This window comes from Paenibacillus sp. FSL H7-0690, assembly GCF_037980415.1.
GTDB lineage: Bacteria > Bacillota > Bacilli > Paenibacillales > Paenibacillaceae > Paenibacillus_AQ > Paenibacillus_AQ odorifer.
Genome location: NZ_CP150281.1, coordinates 4,478,897 through 4,498,040, shown reverse-complemented (window position 1 = coordinate 4,498,040; position 19,144 = coordinate 4,478,897). Strand labels below are relative to the sequence as shown.

Sequence of the window (19,144 nt, the reverse complement as noted above, 5' to 3'; positions counted from 1 at the left end):
AATATGGCTAAGATATGTGTAATTGGCAGCTGTTCAATGGATTTAGTAGTGACTTCGAATAAGCGGCCTCACGCGGGTGAGACTGTGCTTGGAGAACAATTCTCCACCGTTCCGGGCGGTAAGGGTGCGAACCAAGCCGTCGCTGCTGCCCGTCTAGGAGCAGAAGTTACGATGGTTGGTTGTGTAGGTGATGATTTCTATGGTACCGCTATCATGGATAATCTGAAAAAGAATCGCGTTTTTACCGCCAATGTGGAACCGGTTACACATGTCGAAAGTGGAACAGCTCACATCATTTTAGCGGAAGGCGATAACAGCATTATCGTTGTAAAAGGAGCCAATGATTTAGTTACTCCTGCATTGGTTGAACGGGCACTTGAGAATATTAAAGGCTCTGACATGGTATTAATCCAACAAGAAATTCCGGAAGAAACGGTGTCTTATGTAAGTGAGATTTGCTATAAATTCAATGTGCCTATGTTGCTTAACCCAGCACCTGCTCGGCCTATCAGTGAAACGATTATAAACAATGCCACCTATTTAACTCCCAATGAACATGAATGTGCAATATTATTTCCTGAGATGAGTACTGCTGAAGCTTTACGCAAATATCCCAATAAGTTATTTATAACCGAGGGCAGCAATGGTGTACGTTATTACGATGGTAAACAGGAAGTTTTAGTTCCCACCTATAAAGTGAATGCTATAGATACCACTGGAGCAGGAGATACTTTTAATGCGGCATTTGCTGTTGCTCTAGCTGAAGGCAAGTCTATTCGTACTAGTGTAAAGTTTGCCAATCGCGCGGCTTCTTTATCCGTCACAAAATTTGGTGCTCAAGGTGGCATGCCAACAAGAGTAGAGGTGGAGGTGAGTCTTTAATTATGAAAAAACAAGGAATCTTAAACAGTCATATTTCCAAAGTACTTACTGATTTAGGCCACACCGATACGATTGTCATTGCTGATATTGGATTACCCGTTCCATCTGGTGTTCCAAAGATTGATTTAGCGCTTAAATTGGGAGTTCCCAGCTTTCAAGAGATTGTCGAAATCATTTCAGAGGATATGGTCATAGAGAAAGTTATCGTGGCAGAGGAATTAGCAGCAAAAAATAAAGGCACTTCTGAATACTTGAATGACAAATTTAAGGAAATACCTATAGAGGCGATTTCACATGAACAATTTAAATTGTTAACCCAGCATGCGAAGGTCATCATTCGTACGGGGGAAGCTAAGCCGTATGCAAATTGTATTTTACAAGCCGGGGTCTATTTTTGATAAAAAGGGGGTTCAAAGCGTATGCACATTACGATGAAAGATATTTATAAATCTTTTGGGGCTAACCGTGTGTTGACGGGTGTGGATTTTGAGCTGAAGGATGGTGAAGTTCATGCCCTAATGGGAGAGAATGGTGCAGGAAAGTCTACTCTGATGAACATTTTGATTGGACTGCATCAGCGTGATCAAGGAACCATTAGTATAGATGGTCAGGAAACATACTTTAACAATCCCAAAGAGGCTGAACGTTATGGGATCGCTTTTATCCATCAGGAGTTGAATGTGTGGCCGGATATGACAGTTCTAGATAATCTGTTTATTGGTAAGGAACGAACCTCCAAACTAGGGATCTTAAATATGAAAGAAATGAAAGCGTTAGCAAATGAACAGTTTCGTAAGCTCTCCGTAACGATTCCCTTAAATCAAGAGGCGGGGGAATGTTCGGTAGGGGAGAAACAGATGATTGAGATTGCAAAAGCGCTTATGACTCATGCAAAAGTTATCGTCATGGACGAACCGACAGCGGCATTAACCGAACGGGAAATCCAGAAATTGTTCGAAGTCATAACTTCCCTTAAAAAGGAAGGCGTCTCCATCGTGTATATTTCGCACCGGATGGAAGAGATTTTTACGATATGTGACCGAATAACGGTCATGCGAGATGGGAAAACAGTAGACACGAAGCCCATTCCAGAGACTAACTTCGATGATGTAGTTCGGAAGATGGTAGGGCGTGAATTAACCGACCGGTTTCCTGAGCGTACCTCCAAACCCGGAGAGGTTGTTCTTGAAGTTAAAAATGCCACGAAAAAAGGGCAATTTAAAGATGTTAATTTCTCCGTTCGTTCGGGTGAGATCTTAGGTTTCTCGGGATTAATGGGATCTGGACGAACAGAAATGATGAGAACCTTATTCGGTTTGGAATCGTTAGACCGTGGAGAAATTATGGTGCGGGGAGAAAAGGTCACGATTCGAAATCCCAATGATGCGATGAAGGCGGGGATAGGATTCGTTACGGAGGACCGTAAAGATGAAGGGTTAGTGCTTGATTTCTCTATTCGAGACAATATGGTGCTTACAAATTTATATAGCTTCGCTCCTAAGGGTGTAATCATTGATAAAAAAGAACAAGAATTTGTAGACATACTTATCAAACGGCTACACATCAAGACACAGTCTTCCTCCACTTTAGTCCGGAATTTATCCGGGGGGAATCAACAAAAGGTGGTCATCGCCAAATGGATTGGGATCGGCTTAAGTGTGCTTATCCTCGATGAACCTACCCGTGGAGTGGACGTAGGAGCTAAACGGGAGATCTATCAGCTCATGAACGAATTAACGGAACGTGGAGTCGCCATAATCATGGTATCGTCAGAGCTTCCTGAAGTCTTAGGAATGAGCGACCGGATCGTAGTGGTTCATGAAGGGGAAATTAGTGGAGAGCTATCACAACAAGAAGCTACGCAAGAAAAAATCATGACGTTAGCTACAGGGGGGCAATAGTAATGACAACTATCAAAGGTGAGAGAGAAAATAAAGGTTTTCAAATCGGGCAAATTACACAGAAGCTAGGTCCATTACTAGGGCTGATTATTCTAATTGTTATCGTTACGGTGTTGAACCCAAGCTTTATGGAGCCCCTTAATATCCTGAACTTGCTTAGACAAGTTGCCATAAATGCGCTTATCGCTTTTGGGATGACCTTTGTTATTCTAACGGGTGGTATCGATTTATCGGTGGGTTCTATTCTAGCCCTATCCAGTGCCTTCACCGCTAACCTGATGTTGTCTGGTTGGGATCCTGTCTTAGCCATTATTGTAGGTTGTTTAGCGGGTGGCGTGATGGGGATGGTCAACGGACTGATGATTACAAAAGGTAAAATGGCGCCATTTATCGCTACGTTGGCGACCATGACGATTTTCCGGGGATTAACACTTGTATACACAGACGGAAATCCGATCACAGGTCTCGGAGACAGCATGACCTTCCAATTGTTTGGCCGTGGATATTTACTAGGAATACCTGTACCTGCTATAACAATGATCATCGTCTTCGCAGTCTTATGGGTTGTATTGCACAAAACTCCATTTGGCCGTAAAACCTATGCCATTGGTGGTAATGAAAAAGCATCTATTATTTCAGGGATTAAAGTCGACCGCATTAAAATAATGATCTATTCATTGACCGGTATGTTGTCCGCATTGGCAGGAGCGATCCTGACTTCCAGATTGAACTCCGCGCAACCCACAGCAGGCACATCTTATGAGTTGGATGCTATCGCAGCTGTAGTATTAGGCGGTACGAGCTTAACTGGTGGTCGTGGACGTATCGTGGGCACATTGATTGGTGCACTGATTATCGGGATTTTGAACAATGGATTGAACTTGCTCGGCGTATCTTCTTTTTACCAAATGGTGGTCAAAGGGATCGTTATTGCCATTGCCGTACTCATAGACCGTAAGAAAGCCGTATAAGGGGGATTCCAACATGAAAAAGTTAACTTTGATTCTTACTTCCTTACTATTAATTCTCATGACAGGTTGTTCCTTGGAGCCTCCAGAGTGGGCTAAGCCTAGCAGTGGTGGAAGCATGGAGAACATGAAGATTGGATTATCCATATCTACATTGAATAACCCCTTCTTTGTATCCGTTAAAGATGGTGTTTTGGCCGAGGCTAAGAAGCAAGGCTTGGAAGTCCTTGTCATTGATGCCCAAAATGATTCTGCTAAACAAAGTAATGACGTCGAAGATTTGATGCAAAAAGGTGTGAATGCGTTATTGATCAATCCAGTGGATTCATCAGCGATCTCGACGGTAGTGCAAACAGCTAACAGTTTAAATATTCCCGTCGTTACGTTGGACCGTTCCGCAGATCAAGGGGATATCAAAGCTCTTGTTGCCTCTGACAATGTAAAGGGTGGCTCTATGGCAGCAGAATATATTGTAGAGCAGCTTGGGAAAGGTGCAAAGGTCATCGAGTTAGAAGGATCCCCAGGAGCGTCAGCGACTCGGGAACGCGGTAAGGGATTCCATGAGATTGCGGACAGCCAGCTAGAGGTCATTGCTAAGCAAACGGCTGATTTCGACCGTACGAAAGGGCTGACCGTTATGGAGAACCTTCTACAAGGAAATCCTGGCGTACAAGCAGTTTTCGCTCATAATGATGAAATGGCGCTAGGTGCTATTGAAGCCATTCAAAGTTCAGGCAAGAATATCCCTGTGATTGGTTTTGATGGAAATGAAGATGCACTTAAATCCATCGAAGCCGGTAAATTAACAGGAACCGTTGCGCAGCAGCCTGAATTAATTGGCCAACTAGCCATTCAAGCCGCTAAGGATGTATTAGAAGGCAAAACCGTAGAGAAGCTGATTGCGGCACCGCTTAAACTAGTTGTTAAAGAGTCAAAATAATAATCATTATAGAAAAAGACTGCGCTCACCGATTTGGTGAGCACAGTCTTTTTTGCTATACATTGCAGCTTATTCTTCAATAACTCTATCCGGTAGCTGTGTAACATAGCTGTCTGACAAATGGAGCAGCTGTAAGGCACGCTCGAATTCGTCTTCTGTGGATTGCAGAGGTTGGTTGCCGTTACCAGATAAAGTATAATGCTGGCCATCCTCGAAGCCACTGCCGGATAAGAAGAGCTCTTCGTTATTTACGAAAGATCCTGTAGGCAAGTAATACCGTTGTGGTAGTAAGTTATAAGTTGATTGATTCAAGAGATCTTGTCCGAAATGAATATGATCTGCAAGAGAGACACCCAATAAATTAGATACGGTAGGTAAAATATCCACTTGCCCGCCTAGTTGTTCTTTTACACTAGGAGTTGTAATCCCTGTCGCTGACATGATCAACGGAATATTAATCAATTCACGTTCCGAATATTCATGGCCGAGAATCTCTTCCAGTAGGAGATGATCATCCTCTTTTAAAGAGAAGATAGGCAGTCCACGATGATCCCCGTACAATACGATCAAGCTGTTATCCCACACACCGTTTTGTTTGAGCTCATCGATAAAAAGTCCCAGCGCATAATCAGCATAATTCTGAGCCCGAATATAATCGCCAACAAGCGTTCCTTCGAATCGCTCTGGAAGTGTCATTTTGTATTTATCCTCTGGGATGGAGAACGGATTATGAGATGACATCGAAATTACATGGGAGTAGAAAGGTTGCTCATTCTGATCCATTCTTGCCAGCTCTGTAGCTGTTTTTTCATACAAAACTTCATCAGAAGCGCCATAGAATACTGTGTCTTCTTCTCCGAAGTAAGTTTTATCATAATAACGATTGAATCCCAAAGCACTATAAAGCTCACCACGGTTCCAAAAGTCGACTTCGTTCGTATGGAATGTTGCCGTATCGTAACCTTGTGCTTGCAGCAGCTTGGGTAAGCTTGGAAGCTCTTTAGGAGCGTACATTTGGGTAGCTGGACCATCAGGGGGTACATAAAAAGAAGTGTTCACAATAAACTCTGCATCTGAAGTGTTGCCTTGTCCAACCTGCTGGTAGAAACGCGGGAAGTAGAAGCTGCTGGCGGCAAGCTTGTTCATATTTGGTGTGATTTCTTGTCCATCAATCTTTAGATTGATTAAGAAGTTCTGGAAAGACTCCATTTGCAGAATGATTAGATTTTTTCCTTTGGCGGCTCCAAATAAAACCGGATTAGAGATAGCTTGAATTCCTTTGGTTTCATCAATAGTGGATTGCGTAATCTCAGAAACGTCAATTTGTTCTTCCTCTTGATCAGCTAGGAGAGAGTAGGCTTCATAATTAAGAATGCCCATTTGTTCCGCTTTAATCGTTTCGTTCATACTGGCACGGTTTGGAAAAATATTCATTGCACAAATGATGATGGAAATACAGAACAGGACTGCCACCGCTTTACGGTTACTTTTGCGCGACATGGCTTTTTTCCAATCCAGCGCTTTCTGTTTTCTAAACATAACCAAGCTGATGACAATGATATCCACAAAGATAAGCATATATTGAGGACGAAGGACCGAAAATATACTTTTCTTTACGGCTCCCACTTGTTTGACCTGATCTAATACTTGCGAAGTAGCAATGATGCCAAAATGATTATGATATACAATTAATGAGAAAAATAGAGTAGTAATCAATACATTGACAAGCATGTAAATTGCAATTTTTCGTTTCGTAGCGAACCATTCAATCAAGCAAAAGACTAGAAGTACAAAAGGGATTTCTTTAAGCCAAGTGGTCCAAGTAGGGCCATCTTCAAATAGAAAATACCAGGCAAAATAGCTTTTTACAAGCATAATGAGAGAGAAGAATAGCAGGGATCTTTTACTAAGTGTACGAGGTTCTTTAAACGGCATTGCTTATGCCCATCCTTTTCTTTTTAGATTAGTTCATTCTATTACATTGAAGCGTTTAAAATCAACTAGATTTGGGTATGTCTGAGTGAAATTTTCCTGAATATTACAGTTTAGGTGGATTGAATAGTTCACGATATATAAAAATTTTTTATGAAGATGAACTTTTTACAGTGCTCCTGACTCATATAGGGGAGAGAGGTGAAGGCATGGATGTTGTTCGATTGGTGAAAAAAGCTAAAAAGGGAAATAAAGAAGTTTTGCTGCAATTAATCATGTATGAAAAAGATATTTTTTATAGGCTTGCGTACAGCTATATGGGAAATGCGCATGATGCTATGGATGCCATGGAGGAAATGATAGTTACGTTATACGAGAAGATTGATCAACTTAAGAAAGAGGAGTCTTTTTACAGCTGGAGTAAGACGATTTTGGTAAATGGCTGTAAAAGGCAACTTCATAAGCGAAGCAAGCTGGTGTTATTAGAGGACTGGAACATCACTGACGAGAAGGAAAAAGCCGATGTTACATCAGGCGATCCTTATCATAAAAGTGAACAGCAAATGGATATGCAGGCGTTATTGTTACATGTGAACGAGCAGCAAAGAGAAGCAATTCAATTGAAGTATTTTCATGATCTCGATTATCAAACGATAGCTGAGATCACACAGGTCTCGATCGGAACTGTTAAATCAAGGATCTACAATGGATTACAAACGCTGAAAAATCATTACAGAGGTGATGTTGATGAACAATAACGTCGAACAACGATTAGTGGATGAGAAGAGGAACTTAGAGTCCATAACTGCACCTGAGGGTTTAGAAATGAGATTAAGAAATGCTTTAGACTCGGCACCTCCAAAAAGAATAAAAAGAAAAAGCTCGCCCCTCTGGAAGATTGCAGCCGTCATTATATTAGTGATAGTAGTTTCTGGAAACAGCTATAATGCCTTCGCTTATTATGGAAAAAAGTTATTTGGTTTTGATGAGGTGTTAGAGGGAACTTTACAACAACTCAATGAACAAGGAATGGGACAAAGCATAGACAAAAAGACGACGTTAGCAGATGGAACAGAACTTACGATTAACGGAATTATGGCAGATGCCAATCAATTTATTGTATATTACACGTTAAACAATCCTAAGGGACTAGAGGAGACGGGAGATCATTTTAGTCCTTCAAAAATAGAAGGGTTTCTCACGAATTCCAACATAAGAAGTGGCGTATCTTTAATCAACGACGAACATACAGAAATAAAAGGCACGATGACATTTGATAGCGTAAGCCCATTCTCGAAAAAACTGACACTTCATTACTGGGGACCTCCACAGAAAGGGCAGATGAGTGAAGGGAGCATAACGTTTTCTTATAATCCAAATCAAGCGATGGTGACTCAGATCAAACAGTCGATTAATAAAAAGGTCAAAGCCGACAAAGGATCAATTACCTTCAAGTCGATCACGGCCACACCCACCATGACTGTGATTAAAGGGAGTATGAATGTCGAGAATTTCGATCGAATAAGATTAGGGTTAGAAGGCATTCAATTAATTGCCAATGGAAAGCCTGTAGAAATATTAGGTAGTAGCAATAAAACCTCGCTGGGTGGGAGATCATTTGATATTCGTTATGACACCTTGCCAAAAGAACTGCATTCATTGCAGCTGGTTGTTAAAGAGTTTGTTGGATATCAGAAGCTGGAAGAGAAGTATCCTCTAAATGCTGATAGTAATGAGCCGATTCTACTAGGGGATAAAGAATTATGGATTAAAGATGTGACCAAGACCGCTCAAGGGATTGAAGTAACTATTGCTACAGATGAGGATGTAATGCTGGATGGTGTGTCTATAGAAAATGCTGACGAAAACACGGCTTTAAAAACAACAATTAATCAAAAAGAGTCAGAACAAACGAACGGTAAACTAATGAAGGAACGCACCTTATTATTTGATACACAAACGAAACCTGAAAGTATTCTGATAGAAGGAATACATTATATGAAGGAATATAACAAGGTGATTGAGATTCCTGTGGATTAAAAAGGAGTGCCATATCCATAATTTATGAAATATAGTAAGCTATAATAGTCTGAGAAAGTGAGGGGGTTATGGAAAATATAGGAGCATATAAGGTGAGTCGTCCGTCGTTAATCTCGCTTCTGTTTTCTATGATTTTTTCAAGTGCCATACTATTGTTAAATACCAGAAATAATATGGAGTATAAAGTATTACTTTATTTTGGTTATATATGGTCGACCTTCTGTCTGATTGTTGTAATCATATTGCTCTATAGGATCATTACGATTAGAAAGTTCATTGAGGTTCGGATTCTTCCGGACTCTATAATAGTAGAAAACAAAGAAATTCAAGCGAATCAAATTGAGAATATTTATGTAAAGGGCTATTTCATACCCGTAATAGGCATTAAACCTGTAGATCACAAATTTCCTCCCTATAAATTATGTTTTAGTTTTCTTGACGACGAATACAAGGGAATGAAAGAACTAACCGCATGGGCCGAAAGTAATCAGATTAAACTATCTAAAAAAAGATTTATGAGATGGCTTTAACCGGGCTCTTACCAGTCCACCATACCGCGCTTTATGCGCACAGCGGAAAGGATGGGTGTCCCAAAAGCCAAAAATGGCTGCTGGGGCACCTCATTTTTTTTGCTCCATCATCGTCCCCCAAACGTCGCTCGTTTCCTCCATCCGCGAATCCTGAAACTTCGTTTGCTTCCTCCATCATCAAGAACCCTCTACTTTTGTCACCTCCGCTATCCCCCAAAAAAAACTACACTTTCTTCGATCACATTTGCACACCCGTAAGCATCTATCGGACTCAGATGACCCTTAGACGCGTCATATCCCACTTTTGGAATTCTAACGGACCGCATAGTCGCTATTGGCCTGAAAAACACCCCGAAAGCAGCCTTTTCAGGGGAATAACTGCACTGAAGTCCGAAACCTTGCTCCAAAGCCGAAATATTCGCAAATAACGTCATCTGGGTCCGAAAGTAACCATCTTCCATCATCGAATTCCCAAACCACGCATTCTTGGATCAAATTTGCGCGCCCGGAAGCATCTAACGGACTCAGATGACCCTTAGACGCGCCATATCCCACTTTTGGAATCCTAACGGACCGTATAGCCGTTATTAGCCTGAAAAACACCCCGAAAGATGACGTTTCGAAGGAATAACTGCACTGGAGTCCGAAACCTTGCTCCAAAGCCGAAATATTCGCAAATAACGTCATCTGGGTCCGAAAGTAACCGTCATCCATCATCGAATCCCCAAAACCTCGTTCGCTTCCCCTTTTGGAGTTCTGACTGCCGCATAGAGACTGATTACGCCAATACGCGAATAGGTAGAATGAATGGTAAATCCTTAATTTTTTTGTTGCAAATACAACAATTATGTTATACTATTTTCCTGTCACATCTGCATAACACCATATAATTAGAGCTCGAAATAAGAGTTTATTTGTAAATTGATATTTTAAAAGGAGAAAACGATATGGCTATCAATATAAAAAAGTGCACGTTCGAAGATCTAGGTTCACTTCAAGGAATTAGTGTTGAAACATTTAATGAGACATTTAGTAATCAAAATTCACCTGAAAATATGAAGGCCTACCTGGATAGAGCATTTAACTTAAAACAATTAGAAAAAGAATTGTCGGATAGCTCATCAGAATTCTATTTTATTTATTTTAATGAAGAAATCGCTGGGTATTTAAAGGTAAACACCGAGGATGCTCAATCTGAAGTAATGGGTAATGATTCACTTGAAGTCGAGAGGATCTATATTAGAAAAAAATTTCATAAACAGGGGCTTGGGAAATATCTAATAAATAAAGCTATAGAAATAGCGGTACAATGTAATAAAGAGAAGATTTGGTTAGGGGTTTGGGAAAAGAATAAGAACGCTATTAGCTTTTATGAAAAAATGAAGTTTGTTCATACAGGAACTCATTCTTTTTATATGGGTGAAGAAGAACAAATAGATTTTATTATGACAAAACAACTATAACATTTGTCTAAAATGATGTTAACTAAGAGGATCGATAGGAGGCTTAGAATGAAGCAACTTTATATAAAACAAAAGGTATTCAGTCTAAGTGGTAAATTCACGGTAAAGAATCAGCAGGAGCAAGATGTCTATTACGTAGAGGGCAGTTTTATGCAAATTCCCAAGACATTCTCCATCATGAATACAACAAGAGATGAAGTCGCACTTATTACGAAAAAAGTGTTCAGTTTTTTACCAAAGTTTTTTGTAGAAGTAGATGGTCGAGAGGTATTGACGATTAAGAAGGAGTTTTCTTTCTTTAAAGCACGTTATACGATTGATGCGGCTGACATTGAGGTACATGGTAACTGGTGGGACATGGATTTTCAGGTTTTACAGCGTGGTGTAGTCATCAGTAAAGTGAACAAAGAGTGGTTCACTTGGGGTGATAGCTATAAGGTTCAAATATTGAATGATGAGATGGAAACGCTCATGATTGCGTTCGTTGTCGCTATTGATTGTGTGAAGGCTGACCAGGCATCTACATCACATCAGTGAAGATTCAATATTAAAGTTAATAACTTAGCAAGGTGATGTGGACGGAATAAATTCAGCAGGTAAAGCTGAGTGTAATTGGTCAGTTTATCTATGATGCGCTGAACGTACCATAAGTAGAGGCAAGTTAGGTTTCTGATAGTGCCTATGTTAGATCTTATTGTTGATTTTCATTTTTTGAAAAAACGCCTATTGCGCCCAAACGCTCTCTCCGCGAATGCATATGATGATTATGCCTACTCATTGAAAGGAGCGATCACATATGGGATTTTTTCCAACACCGGGAGCCGGCGGGGGATTTCCAGGATTCCCAGGCGGACCTGGCGGACCTGGCGTGCCAGGAGGACCAGGAGGACCTGGAGGACCAGGGGGACCAGGGTTTCCGGGTGGAACCCCCGGACAATTTCCGGGGGGTGCACCGGGAGGCGTTCAAGCGCCGACGGCTCCTCCACCGCAATTCGTGCCACAAATGTCGTCTACCACATTTGCCATTGATCCCGGCGGGATCAGACGCTGCCTGTTCCGCAACACATACATTTGGCTGAACAACGGCGAGCAATTCTGGTTCTTTCCGGTATTCGTCGGACGTAATTCTATTGCAGGGTTCAGATGGAATGGTTTTTTCTGGTCGTACTTCGGCATTGATTTGAATCGGATTAGCTCGTTCACGTGCTTCTAAGGTAGACAGCGATAGAGAACAGCCAGCAGGCTGTTCTCTATGTTGTGCAAATTATCGTGTCCCCGGAGTTTTGAATTACGCAAAAGATACATAGTGAAGAATCGTTTCCCCTGACGCTAACGTTAATGCTGGAAAAAAAAGGACTACTCTGCGAAGGATAGCCTTAAAGCTTGCCGTTACAGACAGCGCGTTGAGCCATCTCATAAATCACGGTAATGCGGAGGAATGGGCACGTTGGTGATCCATTGTGTTATGAATTCAATTAGTTTTTTTGCCGCTGGAGAGGCATTTTTAATGGAGGCGGCTGCAATACCAATAGAACGATAATACTCGCCTTCCAATGGGCGATAACATACATTGTCGGGGAGATGTGACAAAATCATTTCGGGGAGAATACTTAACCCTAAACCATTTTGTACCATGGCTATTATGGCATGATCATCTTCTAATTCATATTTGATCGTGGGTGTGAGTTTATTTTGCGAGAAAATTCGCTTTACATCGGTGTCACAACCCGCAATGGGCATGATAAAAGGTTCATCAATCAATTGCTCAAGGCGGATGGTTGATTGGCGCTCGAGAGGATGATTCTGCCACATAATGCAGACCATCCTATCTTTTTGAAGAGGGAGCACATGAAAAGCATCTCGAGTAGGCAGATTAACAAATCCCAAGTCAGCGGTTCCATCGGCAATCCATTCTTCTATTTCAGAGTAGTTACCATCAAGTAGTTTTATTTCAATATGTGGAAACTGATTTTGAAATTGTTTAATGATTTGAGGCATCCATTGGATCGATACACTAGAGAAAGTACCTATTTTCACAGTTCCGATTTCGACACCCTTTAATGCAGCTACTTCTTGATTGAGTTTTTCATTAAGTTGGAGGATTTCTCTGATATGTGGGATTAAACGTTCGCCATCGTTGGTTAACCGGATACCCGATCTGTTTCTTATGAGAAGACACAGTCCGAATTCAGCTTCTAAGCTAGAAAGCGCATGACTGATGGCTGATTGTGTCAAATTTAATATCTCTCCTGTTTTGGTAATGCTGCCGATCTCAACTACCTTACTGAAAATTTGATATTTTAAAAGATTCATAATGATTTCTCTCCTCAATAATGTATGAAAAAAATTCATTAAACTAATAATTAATATTCATTATTTTTATCTTAATTATAATAGTATAATCTGTTTTATATAAAAACATCTACGATTAAAGGGGAGTTTGAGCGGAATGGTTCATGAATCAAACGGATCTTATTATGCAGTCATATTTTCAAGTCAACGTACGGAGGGGGATAACGGGTATAACATTATGGCTGAAAAAATGGAGCAGCTTGCGTCCGGGCAACCTGGGTTTTTAGGAGTGGAAAGTGTCAGGGATTCTTCAGGAGCAGGTATTACGATTTCTTATTGGGAGAGCTTGGACGCGATTAGGAACTGGAAACAGCATCAATCTCACAAAGTTGCTCAGGAGAAAGGTAAGAAAGAATGGTACCAAAATTACAAAGTGAAAATTTGTAAAGTTGAAAGAGAGTATTCTTGAGTGGTAAAATATTACTGCAAAGTAATTGGGAAACAATCCATTGAAGCGTACAACAACAATCATTTTATTTCAAAAGGATGCGAAGAAACTTATCCGAGAAAATAGAAGAGTCCGTTACTAATTAGATAAAATATAGATATGGGATGGTTTTTAGATGAACTATCAAATTAAAAGGGCGACCCTTGAAGAAAAAGAAATCCTCAACAACCTAATGCAATTTTATATGTATGATTTCTCCGAGTATATGGATTTGCACCTTGAAGAAAACGGAAAATTTAATGATTATCCTCTCAACGATTACTGGACAGAAGAATCGAATTTCCCATATCTGTTAACTCTGAATGGGAAAAATGCTGGATTCGTTTTAGTCAAAATAAAAAATAGAGATGATGATTTATACTTTTCCATTGCAGAGTTTTTTATTATAAAAAAGTATCGGAGAGTAGGATTAGGTAGACTAGTTGCAAAAGATATTTTTAATATACATAAGGGGCAATGGGAAGTTTACCAAATAGATAATAACGAGCCCGCACAACGCTTTTGGAAAAAGGTGATAGAGGAATACACTGGCGGAAAATTCACTGAACGAATTGAAGCAGGGAGAAAGACACAGGTGTTTGTTAATCGAGTTGAATCTTAAGCTAGGGTACAATAGATCAATAAAAAGCGGCAGTCGAGGACTTTATTTTCTAGTCCAGGGTTGCCGTTGTTTTTTTAGGATCTCCAGAAGTGATGTTATAGGCCAGTTGTCCGGGTATTTTTGAGTAGTACAAAATCACTTCTAATGTTAAAATTACCCAAAAAGTATTTTAGGAGGCTAAGACGGGAATTATGCTAAATATACAGCAGATTGTAGAACTTATTCCTCATCGGTATCCGTTTATTTTAGTGGACAGAATTATAGAGTTGGAGGAGAACAAAAGAGCAGTAGGTATTAAAAATGTATCCATTAATGAACCGTTTTTTAGCGGCCATTTTCCTGAGCATCCTGTTATGCCGGGTGTTTTAATTGTGGAGGCATTAGCCCAGGTAGGCGGAATCACAATGTGCAAAAACGAGAAGCTGATGGGCAAGATAGGGTTATTAGTTGGCATTGATAATGCCCGTTTTAAGCGCCAAGTAACGCCTGGGGATCAGCTTCTTCTCGAATTCGAAGTCAATCGGATGAAAGGTGAAATTGTAAAAGGCAAAGGCACCGCAACAGTAAATAGTGAGCTTGTATGTGAAGCTGAGATTTCTTTTGCATTTGTGCAAAAAGGAGGTTCAAAATGAAAAGGATGCCGTTTGTACGACCAACCGAACATTACGATCTGCAAATTAAGGATATTGACGAGCAAATATGTGCATTGATCAAGCAACGAAAGGAAATCTCGAATAATAATCCAGGATTCCCACCGTTTGAATCTATCTCTAAATGGGCAGAAAATTATGAGCTCTATGAGGATTTTTTGAAAGCGGTATTTGGGATGTTGCTAAGTGAAGATCATTTTAAACCGATGGTTGAGCCAATTGATTTTAGAAAACATATTGCAGTTCTTAAATCAATTGAGAAAGATGGATTTTTTTATACACTGACCTCTATACGCCAATATAGTAATGCTAGTGTGGTCACCCTTAATATAGATTGGGACATGACAACTGAGCTTCCAACAAATTCTCATAACCATAGCTTTTTCGAGCTGTTTATAGGAGAAGAATATGATAGTCGAATGATAAATGGCGGAAGTTCAACCGGACAAGCTTCTTATAATTACGTAATTTCTCCACCGCTTTCTGACGATCCTTCAGGTGTTATATTAGAGTTCAGGGAACATGGTAAACCCTTCAAGAACAATGAGACAGGAAATCAAATTGTTTTTAGGCTGTAGTACTTATTTCTTCTCCGGAAAATATTGCTTATAGCTGTCTCCATTGCTATTATCAAAAGTGGAGATCCGAGCGAAGTTAGTTTGACTCCGCTCTATATCACAGTTAACGGATTTTTAGTGAAATAAAAACTGGCCATCCTGAGGGGATGGCTGTTTTCTGTGAAAGACAACTTAATGATTCATTTCCGAATGCGTTCCTTCCTCAGGAGATTTGCCTTCTGGTGGGATCCAAACGATTTGATGAATATTATTGTCTGCTACTAAATAGGTATAAGCCCAGCCCGCTTCATTTTTAAATCTAACCGTTAAATGATAAGGATTATATTGTCTACCTTCTGGCCGGCTAATCTCCCACTCTTGATAAGGGTATTTTTTCTCCAGATATTGATTAAGTTGTTCTGTTTTTTTAGAAACTTGAAACTCAATCCAAACGGGACGAATCGCAAAGGATAAAAGCAAAAGTAATGTTAATATAGAGGCTACGATTAAACCGAGTTTTCTAATCCTCGTAGGTGAAACTAATACTATAACAAAAATGACAAGGACAAACCCAACCGACGTTACAATTTCGATTACGGTTATGGGATGCAATGAAATCCTCTCCTTCTCTCAGATACAGAAAGGTGGCAGCTCTAGATTTATGAGCCCTTAAAAACTACGAAGGTACAGTTTACAATTTAGATATTCAGGAATACGAAAATTGATGACCCCACACAGACTTCAGATGTCTGTATTTTTTTGCTAATTGTGGTTCTATAGTATGATTTTTTGGGATTATTTGAAAAATGGTTGAGAAATACATAGTGTATAGTCAATACTGTGACTTATAATGTTAGCTTAGGTAATGATCTAAAACTCTTAATATAACCTTGAATATATTCATTTACGCAGTAAAAGGCTGAAAGGAAGTCATCTCTTGTTTGAAACCCTACTTTTAAATTTTTTGTTTTTGCTTTTTCCAGTATTAACATTTCTAATATTCTTTGAGAATCGGGCCTATTCCTACAATAGATTGATTCTCGTTTTTATGTCTGCAGTGACCATGAGTCTCTGTATTGCAAAACCTATCAGACTTGAAATTGGCTATATTTTTGATTTGAGGTACATTCCGTTTATTATTGTGGCACTGTTTGGAGGATATAGGAACGTTCTTCCTCTATATATTATTTTGAATGCTTACAGATTCTATGTGGGTGGAGGTGGAGTATTTTATTCGTTTCTATTTGCGACAGCGATTCTGATTTTGGTGCCGTTATATAAAAATAGATTTTTAAAATTACCATCGAAGGGCCGTGTGATTGCGGCAAGTCTGATTGCTTTGCTAATTATGGGGGTTTATCTGTTAATTTTAGGTTTTGTTCAGGATTCCTTAGACAGGCAATTTTGGATTCTTTCATTAAATGCGTTGACAACTCATGTTGGGGTGATGAGTGTCATTATGATTTTGATTGAGAAGATTATCTCCAATATTAAAAATCGGGAACGGATTGTTCAATCGGAAAGATTAAATGTCGTCAGCGAGCTAGCGGCAAGTGTATCCCATGAAATCAGAAATCCACTTACAGTGACTAGTGGTTTTTTGCAGCTATTAAATAAATCTAAAACGATGACGCCAGAGGAAAAGGGCTTTGTAGAGTTATCTCTACAAGAGCTACAGCGAGCAGAAAAAATTGTAAGTGATTATCTCTCCTTTGCCAAGCCACAATCTGAAAACATGGTTTACTCCAATATGAAGGCAGAATCAGAATATACTAAAAATATCATAATGCCTTATGCCACTATGCACAAAGTAGATGTCCAATTTAGTTTTAATAATTCGTTAAATAAAAACTATGACCGAAACCAGATTCAGCAGTGTCTAATTAATTTATATAAAAACGGTATAGAAGCGATGAAGGAAACCGATGGCGGTACGCTATTTATCGATATATTTGAAAAAAAACAAAATATTATGATCAGTATCAAAGATAACGGAGTCGGCATGACTAAAGATGAAATATCGCGACTCGGTAAGCCGTATTATTCGACTAAAGCAGAAGGAACGGGGCTGGGTATGCTTATGGTCTACAGTACCGTCGATAAAGTGAAAGGAACTATTGAAGTCGATAGTGAAAAAGGCAAAGGGACAACGTTCCTTATAACTATCCCAACATAGGCAAGTTGCAGAGAGTATCTTTTGCTGTTTATACCCCACTAGGAGTGTGTAATACCTCTCATGAATGGATTTCGTGTAAAAAGGGTAACGAGCCTGTGCGAGTCCCATCTGGAGGTGCAGCAATGGAGATATTTGTATCTATAGGCGTCAAATTGGTCATCAGCTTTTTTGGTTTGTGGATCATTACCTTTATTACCGGCCGCAAGACGCTTAGTCAATTGACACCACTCGATTTTCTGTCTTCATTGATTTTAAGTGAAATTGTCGGCAATACGATATATGATGATGAGGTGAAGATCTGGCATCTGCTGTTTGCTCTTTTTATTTGGACCGCATTATCTTATCTGTTCGAAAAGGTGACCACCCATTTTGTGAAATTCGGGAACATGGCGGAAGGCCGGACAGTGCTGCTAATTGACGATGGCAAAGTGAATCAGGATTTGTTGGAGAAATACGATATTGAGTATACCCAACTGCTGTTCATGCTGAGGCAACAAAATATCTTTTCCCTAAGTGAAGTGCGGTATGCTCTGCTTGAAACGAACGGCTCTCTATCGGTTATGCGCAAGTCTGAAGCTGAGCAGTCTTCTGCTTTTTCCATAACAGTTATTGATAAAGGCAGGGTACTGGAAGAGTCCATGCGGGGCAGATCGATGAACAAGGAGCAGATTCAGGAACGCGTCAGAGAGCAGGGTTATAATTGCATTGAGGATATTGCCTATGCTGAATATAAAGAAGACGGAACGCTCTATATCCTTCCCAAAAACAAACCATAAATCAACATGATAAGACGCTGGAGCCGAGTGGCTCAAGTGTCTTTATTTGAAATCAGGAGTGCCTAGTGAATAATAAATTTTAATGGAGGTATGGATGATTAGTTTAGGATTATGGATCTTAACCGCTCTAATTGTGCTAGTTGTTGTAATGTTTCACGCAGGAGCATTATTAGATTTTATCCGGCCTAGTGTCCTACAAACTCAAATTTTTGGTCTTCACATTACATTGTTTGGAGTAGTTGTGATATTGGCCTATGAGGGTGGTCGCGGGATAGGCGTTTTTGTTGGATTAATTGGACTGTTTACGGGGATCTTGGGCTCTTTTAGAGATTCCTCTAAACTGGTGGATAAAAAGAATATCTGACAGCTTATATATTTACTAACTTTCGGAGGGGTATAACTTTATGGAGATTTCTTTATGTAAAGCAGACGCGAGCGACGCAGCGTTTATTCATGAAATGCAAGTCAAAGCTTTTATGCCATTGCTGGAGAAATATAAAGATTATGAAACCAGCCCAGCCAATGAATCTGTGGAACAAATCAGGGATCGAATTAATCAGACTTTTGCAGATTATTATATGATTAAGTATTTTGATATTGCTGTGGGCGGTGTCCGCATCGTTAAAAAAGATAATAAAACTTATCGGGTCAGCATCATCTTTATATTGCCAGAACACCATGGAAAGGGGATTGCCCAACAGGTTTTTGCAATCATTGAACAGAGATATAAAGATGCAAAGAAATGGGAGCTGGATAGTATTATACAGGAGCAAAGGAATTGCTACTTATATGAGAAGTTAGGGTATAGAAGCACGGGGGAAACCAAAAAAATAAATGATAACTTAACATTAGTTTTTTATGAAAAACATATGAGTTAAAATCGTAGAATTATACTTGAAAAAAAGACAGCGGGCAGTTCATGTCCACT

Annotated in this window: 21 protein-coding genes; 18 read left to right on the top strand and 3 right to left on the bottom strand. The window is 39.8% G+C overall.

Annotated elements, in window-relative coordinates:
• Window positions 1-3: 3 nt before the first annotated feature.
• The 5 genes from rbsK to rbsB are packed head-to-tail and all read left to right on the top strand — an operon-like array spanning window position 4 to window position 4,691.
• Window positions 4-882 (top strand): ribokinase, encoded by an 879-nt coding sequence (gene rbsK / locus MHI32_RS19840; RefSeq protein ID WP_076201458.1) that lies wholly within the window; start codon window positions 4-6, stop codon window positions 880-882.
• A 2-nt stretch (window positions 883-884) separates the two neighbouring features.
• Window positions 885-1,280, top strand: coding sequence for a D-ribose pyranase (gene rbsD, locus MHI32_RS19835; protein WP_076127366.1), 396 nt, complete (start codon window positions 885-887; stop codon window positions 1,278-1,280).
• 21 nt (window positions 1,281-1,301) lie between these two features.
• Window positions 1,302-2,783 carry a sugar ABC transporter ATP-binding protein gene (locus tag MHI32_RS19830; protein ID WP_076218180.1) on the top strand — a complete coding sequence of 494 codons (1,482 nt, stop codon included), beginning with the start codon at window positions 1,302-1,304 and terminating at the stop codon, window positions 2,781-2,783.
• 2 nt (window positions 2,784-2,785) lie between these two features.
• A complete protein-coding gene (gene rbsC, locus MHI32_RS19825; protein ID WP_076127362.1) occupies window positions 2,786-3,754 on the top strand; it encodes a ribose ABC transporter permease in 969 nt (322 codons plus the stop codon).
• A gap of 13 nt (window positions 3,755-3,767) precedes the next feature.
• On the top strand, window positions 3,768-4,691 hold the full coding sequence (rbsB, locus tag MHI32_RS19820) for a ribose ABC transporter substrate-binding protein RbsB (protein ID WP_076127360.1): 924 nt from the start codon (window positions 3,768-3,770) through the stop codon (window positions 4,689-4,691).
• Window positions 4,692-4,760: 69 nt separating this feature from the next.
• Here rbsB and MHI32_RS19815 read toward each other — a convergent pair whose 3' ends face one another.
• Window positions 4,761-6,626: an LTA synthase family protein gene (locus MHI32_RS19815; protein ID WP_076127359.1), complete on the bottom strand. Its 1,866-nt coding sequence runs from the start codon at window positions 6,624-6,626 to the stop codon at window positions 4,761-4,763.
• Window positions 6,627-6,832: 206 nt separating this feature from the next.
• Here MHI32_RS19815 and MHI32_RS19810 point away from each other — a divergent pair, with 206 nt between their 5' ends.
• The 5 genes from MHI32_RS19810 to MHI32_RS19790 all read left to right on the top strand — a co-directional run bounded on the left by MHI32_RS19810 (window position 6,833) and on the right by MHI32_RS19790 (window position 11,869).
• Window positions 6,833-7,381: a sigma-70 family RNA polymerase sigma factor gene (locus MHI32_RS19810; RefSeq protein WP_076127357.1), complete on the top strand. Its 549-nt coding sequence runs from the start codon at window positions 6,833-6,835 to the stop codon at window positions 7,379-7,381.
• Complete coding sequence (locus tag MHI32_RS19805; protein ID WP_076218175.1) at window positions 7,371-8,663, top strand: DUF4179 domain-containing protein; 1,293 nt, start codon at window positions 7,371-7,373, stop codon at window positions 8,661-8,663. The genes MHI32_RS19810 and MHI32_RS19805 overlap by 11 nt, the downstream gene beginning before the upstream one ends.
• A gap of 1,477 nt (window positions 8,664-10,140) precedes the next feature.
• Window positions 10,141-10,656, top strand: coding sequence for a GNAT family N-acetyltransferase (locus tag MHI32_RS19800; protein ID WP_076183033.1), 516 nt, complete (start codon window positions 10,141-10,143; stop codon window positions 10,654-10,656).
• 48 nt (window positions 10,657-10,704) lie between these two features.
• On the top strand, window positions 10,705-11,193 hold the full coding sequence (locus tag MHI32_RS19795) for an LURP-one-related family protein (RefSeq protein ID WP_340010625.1): 489 nt from the start codon (window positions 10,705-10,707) through the stop codon (window positions 11,191-11,193).
• Between the two features lie 259 nt (window positions 11,194-11,452).
• Window positions 11,453-11,869 (top strand): transporter, encoded by a 417-nt coding sequence (locus MHI32_RS19790; RefSeq protein WP_076218170.1) that lies wholly within the window; start codon window positions 11,453-11,455, stop codon window positions 11,867-11,869.
• A gap of 200 nt (window positions 11,870-12,069) precedes the next feature.
• On the opposite strand, the gene MHI32_RS19785 is transcribed toward MHI32_RS19790, so the two are convergent.
• Window positions 12,070-12,969, bottom strand: a complete 900-nt coding sequence (locus MHI32_RS19785; RefSeq protein ID WP_340010624.1) for a LysR substrate-binding domain-containing protein — start codon at window positions 12,967-12,969, stop codon at window positions 12,070-12,072.
• Window positions 12,970-13,105: 136 nt separating this feature from the next.
• Between MHI32_RS19785 and MHI32_RS19780 the strand changes: the two genes are divergently transcribed.
• From MHI32_RS19780 to MHI32_RS19765, 4 genes are all read left to right on the top strand, one after another.
• Window positions 13,106-13,417 (top strand): antibiotic biosynthesis monooxygenase, encoded by a 312-nt coding sequence (locus MHI32_RS19780; RefSeq protein WP_340010623.1) that lies wholly within the window; start codon window positions 13,106-13,108, stop codon window positions 13,415-13,417.
• A 154-nt stretch (window positions 13,418-13,571) separates the two neighbouring features.
• Window positions 13,572-14,057: a GNAT family N-acetyltransferase gene (locus MHI32_RS19775; protein WP_076127339.1), complete on the top strand. Its 486-nt coding sequence runs from the start codon at window positions 13,572-13,574 to the stop codon at window positions 14,055-14,057.
• Between the two features lie 191 nt (window positions 14,058-14,248).
• A complete protein-coding gene (gene fabZ / locus MHI32_RS19770; protein WP_076127337.1) occupies window positions 14,249-14,689 on the top strand; it encodes a 3-hydroxyacyl-ACP dehydratase FabZ in 441 nt (146 codons plus the stop codon).
• Window positions 14,686-15,285 (top strand): hypothetical protein, encoded by a 600-nt coding sequence (locus MHI32_RS19765; protein ID WP_340010622.1) that lies wholly within the window; start codon window positions 14,686-14,688, stop codon window positions 15,283-15,285. The genes fabZ and MHI32_RS19765 overlap by 4 nt, the downstream gene beginning before the upstream one ends.
• A gap of 171 nt (window positions 15,286-15,456) precedes the next feature.
• Here MHI32_RS19765 and MHI32_RS19760 read toward each other — a convergent pair whose 3' ends face one another.
• Window positions 15,457-15,876 carry a hypothetical protein gene (locus MHI32_RS19760; RefSeq protein WP_076127333.1) on the bottom strand — a complete coding sequence of 140 codons (420 nt, stop codon included), beginning with the start codon at window positions 15,874-15,876 and terminating at the stop codon, window positions 15,457-15,459.
• Window positions 15,877-16,201: 325 nt separating this feature from the next.
• Between MHI32_RS19760 and MHI32_RS19755 the strand changes: the two genes are divergently transcribed.
• From MHI32_RS19755 to MHI32_RS19740, 4 genes are all read left to right on the top strand, one after another.
• Window positions 16,202-17,440, top strand: coding sequence for an ATP-binding protein (locus MHI32_RS19755; protein ID WP_076127331.1), 1,239 nt, complete (start codon window positions 16,202-16,204; stop codon window positions 17,438-17,440).
• 122 nt (window positions 17,441-17,562) lie between these two features.
• On the top strand, window positions 17,563-18,216 hold the full coding sequence (locus MHI32_RS19750; protein ID WP_076304880.1) for a DUF421 domain-containing protein: 654 nt from the start codon (window positions 17,563-17,565) through the stop codon (window positions 18,214-18,216).
• Between the two features lie 94 nt (window positions 18,217-18,310).
• On the top strand, window positions 18,311-18,580 hold the full coding sequence (locus MHI32_RS19745; RefSeq protein WP_340010621.1) for a hypothetical protein: 270 nt from the start codon (window positions 18,311-18,313) through the stop codon (window positions 18,578-18,580).
• 40 nt (window positions 18,581-18,620) lie between these two features.
• Entirely contained in the window at window positions 18,621-19,094 is a 474-nt protein-coding gene (locus MHI32_RS19740) for a GNAT family N-acetyltransferase (RefSeq protein WP_340010620.1), read from the top strand.
• Window positions 19,095-19,144: the final 50 nt, after the last annotated feature.

What these genes read in the sequence shown, in the direction of transcription:
- rbsK (WP_076201458.1), top strand. Translation starts at nt 4, where the DNA reads ATGGCTAAGATATGTGTAATTGGCAGCTGTTCAATGGATTTAGTAGTG.
- rbsD (WP_076127366.1), top strand. Translation starts at nt 885, where the DNA reads ATGAAAAAACAAGGAATCTTAAACAGTCATATTTCCAAAGTACTTACT.
- MHI32_RS19830 (WP_076218180.1), top strand. Translation starts at nt 1,302, where the DNA reads ATGCACATTACGATGAAAGATATTTATAAATCTTTTGGGGCTAACCGT.
- rbsC (WP_076127362.1), top strand. Translation starts at nt 2,786, where the DNA reads ATGACAACTATCAAAGGTGAGAGAGAAAATAAAGGTTTTCAAATCGGG.
- rbsB (WP_076127360.1), top strand. Translation starts at nt 3,768, where the DNA reads ATGAAAAAGTTAACTTTGATTCTTACTTCCTTACTATTAATTCTCATG.
- MHI32_RS19815 (WP_076127359.1), bottom strand. Translation starts at nt 6,626, where the DNA reads ATGCCGTTTAAAGAACCTCGTACACTTAGTAAAAGATCCCTGCTATTC.
- MHI32_RS19810 (WP_076127357.1), top strand. Translation starts at nt 6,833, where the DNA reads ATGGATGTTGTTCGATTGGTGAAAAAAGCTAAAAAGGGAAATAAAGAA.
- MHI32_RS19805 (WP_076218175.1), top strand. Translation starts at nt 7,371, where the DNA reads ATGAACAATAACGTCGAACAACGATTAGTGGATGAGAAGAGGAACTTA.
- MHI32_RS19800 (WP_076183033.1), top strand. Translation starts at nt 10,141, where the DNA reads ATGGCTATCAATATAAAAAAGTGCACGTTCGAAGATCTAGGTTCACTT.
- MHI32_RS19795 (WP_340010625.1), top strand. Translation starts at nt 10,705, where the DNA reads ATGAAGCAACTTTATATAAAACAAAAGGTATTCAGTCTAAGTGGTAAA.
- MHI32_RS19790 (WP_076218170.1), top strand. Translation starts at nt 11,453, where the DNA reads ATGGGATTTTTTCCAACACCGGGAGCCGGCGGGGGATTTCCAGGATTC.
- MHI32_RS19785 (WP_340010624.1), bottom strand. Translation starts at nt 12,969, where the DNA reads ATGAATCTTTTAAAATATCAAATTTTCAGTAAGGTAGTTGAGATCGGC.
- MHI32_RS19780 (WP_340010623.1), top strand. Translation starts at nt 13,106, where the DNA reads ATGGTTCATGAATCAAACGGATCTTATTATGCAGTCATATTTTCAAGT.
- MHI32_RS19775 (WP_076127339.1), top strand. Translation starts at nt 13,572, where the DNA reads ATGAACTATCAAATTAAAAGGGCGACCCTTGAAGAAAAAGAAATCCTC.
- fabZ (WP_076127337.1), top strand. Translation starts at nt 14,249, where the DNA reads ATGCTAAATATACAGCAGATTGTAGAACTTATTCCTCATCGGTATCCG.
- MHI32_RS19765 (WP_340010622.1), top strand. Translation starts at nt 14,686, where the DNA reads ATGAAAAGGATGCCGTTTGTACGACCAACCGAACATTACGATCTGCAA.
- MHI32_RS19750 (WP_076304880.1), top strand. Translation starts at nt 17,563, where the DNA reads ATGGAGATATTTGTATCTATAGGCGTCAAATTGGTCATCAGCTTTTTT.
- MHI32_RS19745 (WP_340010621.1), top strand. Translation starts at nt 18,311, where the DNA reads ATGATTAGTTTAGGATTATGGATCTTAACCGCTCTAATTGTGCTAGTT.
- MHI32_RS19740 (WP_340010620.1), top strand. Translation starts at nt 18,621, where the DNA reads ATGGAGATTTCTTTATGTAAAGCAGACGCGAGCGACGCAGCGTTTATT.